5 protein-coding genes are annotated in these 4,403 nt (G+C 57.6%); 4 read left to right on the top strand and 1 reads right to left on the bottom strand.

Going from position 1 to position 4,403, the window contains the following annotated elements:
* The 4 genes from ABS769_RS22120 to ABS769_RS22105 all read left to right on the top strand — a co-directional run.
* Positions 1-779 (top strand): contractile injection system protein, VgrG/Pvc8 family (locus ABS769_RS22120; protein WP_350498290.1); only part of this gene is annotated, 779 nt, incomplete at its 5' end.
* 541 nt (positions 780-1,320) lie between these two features.
* Positions 1,321-2,631, top strand: coding sequence for a radical SAM protein (locus tag ABS769_RS22115; protein ID WP_317063203.1), 1,311 nt, complete (start codon positions 1,321-1,323; stop codon positions 2,629-2,631).
* Positions 2,543-3,358 carry a hypothetical protein gene (locus ABS769_RS22110; protein WP_317063202.1) on the top strand — a complete coding sequence of 272 codons (816 nt, stop codon included), beginning with the start codon at positions 2,543-2,545 and terminating at the stop codon, positions 3,356-3,358. Before ABS769_RS22115 ends, ABS769_RS22110 begins: the two co-directional genes overlap by 89 nt.
* Before the next feature lie 13 nt (positions 3,359-3,371).
* Entirely contained in the window at positions 3,372-3,890 is a 519-nt protein-coding gene (locus ABS769_RS22105; RefSeq protein ID WP_076036775.1) for a hypothetical protein, read from the top strand.
* Positions 3,891-4,045: 155 nt separating this feature from the next.
* Here ABS769_RS22105 and ABS769_RS22100 read toward each other — a convergent pair.
* The coding region (locus tag ABS769_RS22100) for an XRE family transcriptional regulator (RefSeq protein ID WP_350498289.1) at positions 4,046-4,403 on the bottom strand (358 nt) is incomplete at its 5' end.

Genomic DNA, 4,403 nt, shown 5'->3' with positions numbered 1-4,403 from the left:
CCGGCCTGGTCGACAAAGGCACCTTCATCGTGGACGAGGTGGAGTACAGCGGCGCCCCCGACATCATCACGGTGCGCGCGCGCAGTGCAGACCTCACCACTGACATGCGCACGCGGCGCGAGCGCAGCTGGCACAACACCACCCTGGGCACCGTGCTCAACACGCTCGCTGGCGAGCATGGACTGACGCCGCGCGTGGCCGACGCGCTGGCGCGTACCAAGCTGCCCCATCTCGACCAGGCCAACGAGAGCGACATGAATCTGCTCACCCGCCTGGGACAGCGCTTTGATGCCATGTCAACAGTGAAGGCAGGTGCGTTGGTCTTTGCGCCGATTGGCGCCGGCACCACTGCAACCGGCAAGCCGCTGCCGACCGTCACCCTGACTCGGCGCGACGGCGACCAACATCGCTACTCAGTTGCCGACCGTAATGCTTACACCGGTGTGCGCGCGTATTGGACGGACAAGGGCAAGGCGCGGCGGCAGTCGGTGCTGGTCGGCACGGACGACAACGCAAAGCGCCTGCGCGAGTCCTATGCAGACGAGGCAACGGCACGCCAGCATGCGCACGCGGAGCTGGAGCGGGTGAAGCGTGGCGTGGCGAAGTTCGACTACACGCTGGCGATCGGGCGGGCGGATCTGTTCCCAGAGCAAATCGTCACGATGAGCGGCTTCAAGCCGGACATTGATGGGCAACGCTGGCTGATTGCAAAGACCACCCACGCCATCAACGGCTCAAGCGGTTTCACCACTTCGCTTGAGTTGGAGAATACGCATTGAGCTTTCGTGTACCTCTGCCTAAAGAGCATGTGCTGCTGTGGACCTGAAAAATTAGCAGTGGATCATCCGACAACTCTGCGCACAATGCCTATTGACGTTCGCATACGCAGCAGCCTGGGTGTATGCATAGACACCTGATGCAGATAGGAATTCCCGGCAGAAACAATGCTCCGGCAGCACTGGCATGTGCAGTCAGCAAGTACCCACCAACGTGCGTTGGCCATGCAAGCATCGTTGCTTCAATGGGCAAATTCTTCACGGCCCAGTTCCCTTTCACATCGACCTATCTCTCGCAGCACATGTAGGAATTCTCTGATGGTCAGCTAGACGAAGGCCGTTTAGCCTTGAACATCGACGTCAGGCGACCAGGAGAGTGACGACCAGATCGCAATGAGAAACGCGCCAGAACCTCTAAAATCTGCTGAAAATAGGGATTTTGGTCACATGTCGTTCCCTGTCGGAGTCGATGGACTGAACCTGCGCCGCTAAATGAAAAGAACTATGCGGACAGCCCGACCGGGGAAATAATCGGAGAATCCAGATGGATCTGTGCACAACGTTGTTGCCGAAGACCCTTACTTTCATCACCACTTACCGATGCACTGCAGCCTGCACGCAGTGCTGTTTTGAAAGCAGCCCCAAGGTCAAAGGACGGCTTGGTCGCGACGAGATGATTCGGGCACTTCACGATGTAAAAAATCGCTTCAAGTCGCTGCGTGTTGTGGTGTTCACAGGCGGCGAAGCGACCTTGCTGAAAGATGACCTTGTTGCCGTCATCGCGGAGGCCACTTCTCTGGGTTTGGTCACGCGTATCGTCTCTAATGGCTCTTGGGGAAAAACGAAGGCTACGGCCAAGCGCTTGGCTGACAAGTTAGCCGGCGCAGGCTTGTGCGAGTTAAACATCAGCACCGGCAAGGACCACCAAGAATGGGTTCCACAGGAATCAGTCGTCAACGCAGTGGAGGCGGCATTTCATGCTGGTGTACTTACATTGGTGACGGTCGAAGCGGATACCGCAGACAGCGCGAAACTGGCAGCGCTCATGAAAGACCCAACCATGAAGTCCCTCCGATCAAGGGGTGTGATTGTCCAGTCGAATAGTTGGATGTCGTTCAAGGACACTGGTGAGGAGCGAGACCACGCGCTTACAACGGGACGACGTGCCACGCCATGCGAACAGATCCACAGCAACATTGTCGTCACGCCGTACGGCGAGGTCTCGGCGTGCTGTGGGCTCACGTTGGAGCACATTCCCGAAATGAAGTTGGGGACAATGGATGAAGGTGTTTCCGACACATATCTACGCCAGCGTGATGACTTCCTCAAATACTGGCTGCGCATGGACGGCCCGGGGGAAATCGTGCGCAAGGTCATGGGCGATGAGCGCGCTGATGAATTGCTGTCCGATTCTGTACACATCTGCCAGGACTGCGCCGTGCTGCACAAGAACCCCGAGATTCGCGAGCGAATTTCTGCTACTTACGAGCAATTCGTTCCAGAGGTGATGAGCCGCTACGAAAGGAGTGTGGACGGTGAAGCGACGGAAGTTCATTCAATCAAGTCTTGTGGCCGGTGCCGCTGCTGCTGCGCCCGTGGGCGCGGCAGCGATCGAAGGCACAGCACGGGTGTTTGGCGAGCCCGCAAGCCTGACCGGTGGCACGGCCAACGTAACGGTTACCAAGATGCTGCTTCCGCTGTCGCGGGGAGGCATGCCCGCAGAAGGATGGGACCGTTGGTCGCGCTTGTCCGCCGCAGTGGTTCAAATGTTTTCCGACCCGGCGCAGCGCGGGGTGTTCAACTCGGATCCACAGAAATTTCTGGCCACGGTTGGGTACGACGCCCGAGCGCTTGACGCGCCAACTCTATCCCTGCTCGTTGCGCTTTCAGCTCCAGAAGTCCAGAGCGCAGTCCACAAAAAGGACTATGCATCGCTGCTCAGCTATCTTCATGTTTCCGGCGCGCTGGATAGGCCAAAGCCGGATGCGCTTACCCAACAGATGGCTAAGGTTCTGTCCACGAACCTTGGCATCATCAAGGAATCGTTGGGGCTGGCCCCGGATTCACCACTAACGGGCGACATCGTTCAGAAGTTCGTTTCAACTGGCAGCGCTTCGCCGTCGGCGGCTGACTTGGCCGCAATCGGCAACATCGCCGAGTTAGTGCGTGTAGCACCAGGTCAGGCGGTCGCTGGGGCGTTCGTGGTAGTTGTGGCAGCAGTAGAGACGGCGGTGGGTGTACACGCCGTAGCTGTCCTATTCACTGCTATTACATTCGTCAGCAGCGTGTCGGTGACTGGCCAGAGACCCATGGATCAAGTGGCGGCGATGTCGGCGTTCACCGGGCAGATGAGTCGCCTTGATCCGGAGATCTGCGAAAGTTGCAGCGTTGCGCAGCGCGCTGCTGCCATGCTGGGCGCTCCTGAGTTGTATTCGGAGCACGCGAAGTTGGTCATCCGAAACGAAGTGGCGGCGTTCCTGCGCGCAATGCAGCAGGTGGGCCTGATTTCGTATGAGGAACACGCGTTTCCCACTATCGTCGATGCTGTGTATGAATACGGCATGCGCACGATTGCAGCATAGGAGAAATTTAGACATGAATTGCGATATCCCACTGCACTTGGCCGATGGCAAGACATATCTTGCGATCTTCGGCCCGTTCGTGCTCGTCATGGGGCTCGTGGCGTATATGCTCTACGCTGGCAAAGCGCCAACTCCGTCGAAAAAGGCCGCTCTGGCAGCGGTTTTCTTAGTCAACATTGGAGCTGCGTCATTCTTCATCTGGCAGGCACGTAGCACTCACGTTACTGTCGGTGACGACAGCCTCACGCTGCGTGTTGGGACGGAAAGGGTGATCGTGCCGTTGAGCGCGCTGCGTTGGGACGAAGCATTGGATGCAACGTCCATTCGCTTCCCCCTGCGCAAGTTCGGCACCAGCCTGCCGGGAATGCACATTGGCTGGTTCCGAAAAGAGGGAGGCGGTGACGCGTTCCTACTGCGCTCTTCGGAGCCCTCGACGCTAGTCCCGACCTCCAATCAATTCGACGTGGTCATTCCCACCGTGGCCTACGAACAGGTACGTCAATGCGCATATTCCCCCAGAACAGCACAATAAGTTCCGTGCCTGGATGATTGCTGATCAGCCGGCGGCCATCCGCCGGCTTTTTTATGACCGCCGTTTTGCTTTGCAACATCAGTTATTAAACGTCTGCCGCTGGTTGCCAATAACGCACTCTTTTGCGAGGACCAGCTGTCCTATCTGTAACTCGATCAGGACTTCTTTTTTTTACGTCCGCCAACAATGATCTGCATGTTGCTCTGATCGATCGATGCGGTTGTAGAAATCACCGAGCCGACTTCGCTGTTGTTGAACGACACAACCGGGCCGGCCCCAGTCTTGGAAGACGAGGCATCGCTTACCAAGCCCAATGCAGCAAGCACAGCGTTGCGAGCAGCCGGTGACGCATCTTTGAACGCAGACAATAGACGCCTGTCGGCGGGATCCAACTGCGCGCGATGTCCAGACAACACATACAAGACATCAACGCCACGGTCTAGCGCGGCCAGTAGATACGCTCCACCGGGCAGGTTGATGTCTTTCTCGAAGTTCAGTTGCGCATAGCGCGAG

This window comes from Xanthomonas hortorum, assembly GCF_040279205.1.
GTDB classification, from domain to species: domain Bacteria; phylum Pseudomonadota; class Gammaproteobacteria; order Xanthomonadales; family Xanthomonadaceae; genus Xanthomonas; species Xanthomonas hortorum_F.
This window is presented reverse-complemented; position numbering and strand designations above follow the sequence as displayed.

What these genes read in the sequence shown, in the direction of transcription:
- ABS769_RS22115 (WP_317063203.1), top strand. Translation starts at nt 1,321, where the DNA reads ATGGATCTGTGCACAACGTTGTTGCCGAAGACCCTTACTTTCATCACC.
- ABS769_RS22110 (WP_317063202.1), top strand. Translation starts at nt 2,543, where the DNA reads ATGTTTTCCGACCCGGCGCAGCGCGGGGTGTTCAACTCGGATCCACAG.
- ABS769_RS22105 (WP_076036775.1), top strand. Translation starts at nt 3,372, where the DNA reads ATGAATTGCGATATCCCACTGCACTTGGCCGATGGCAAGACATATCTT.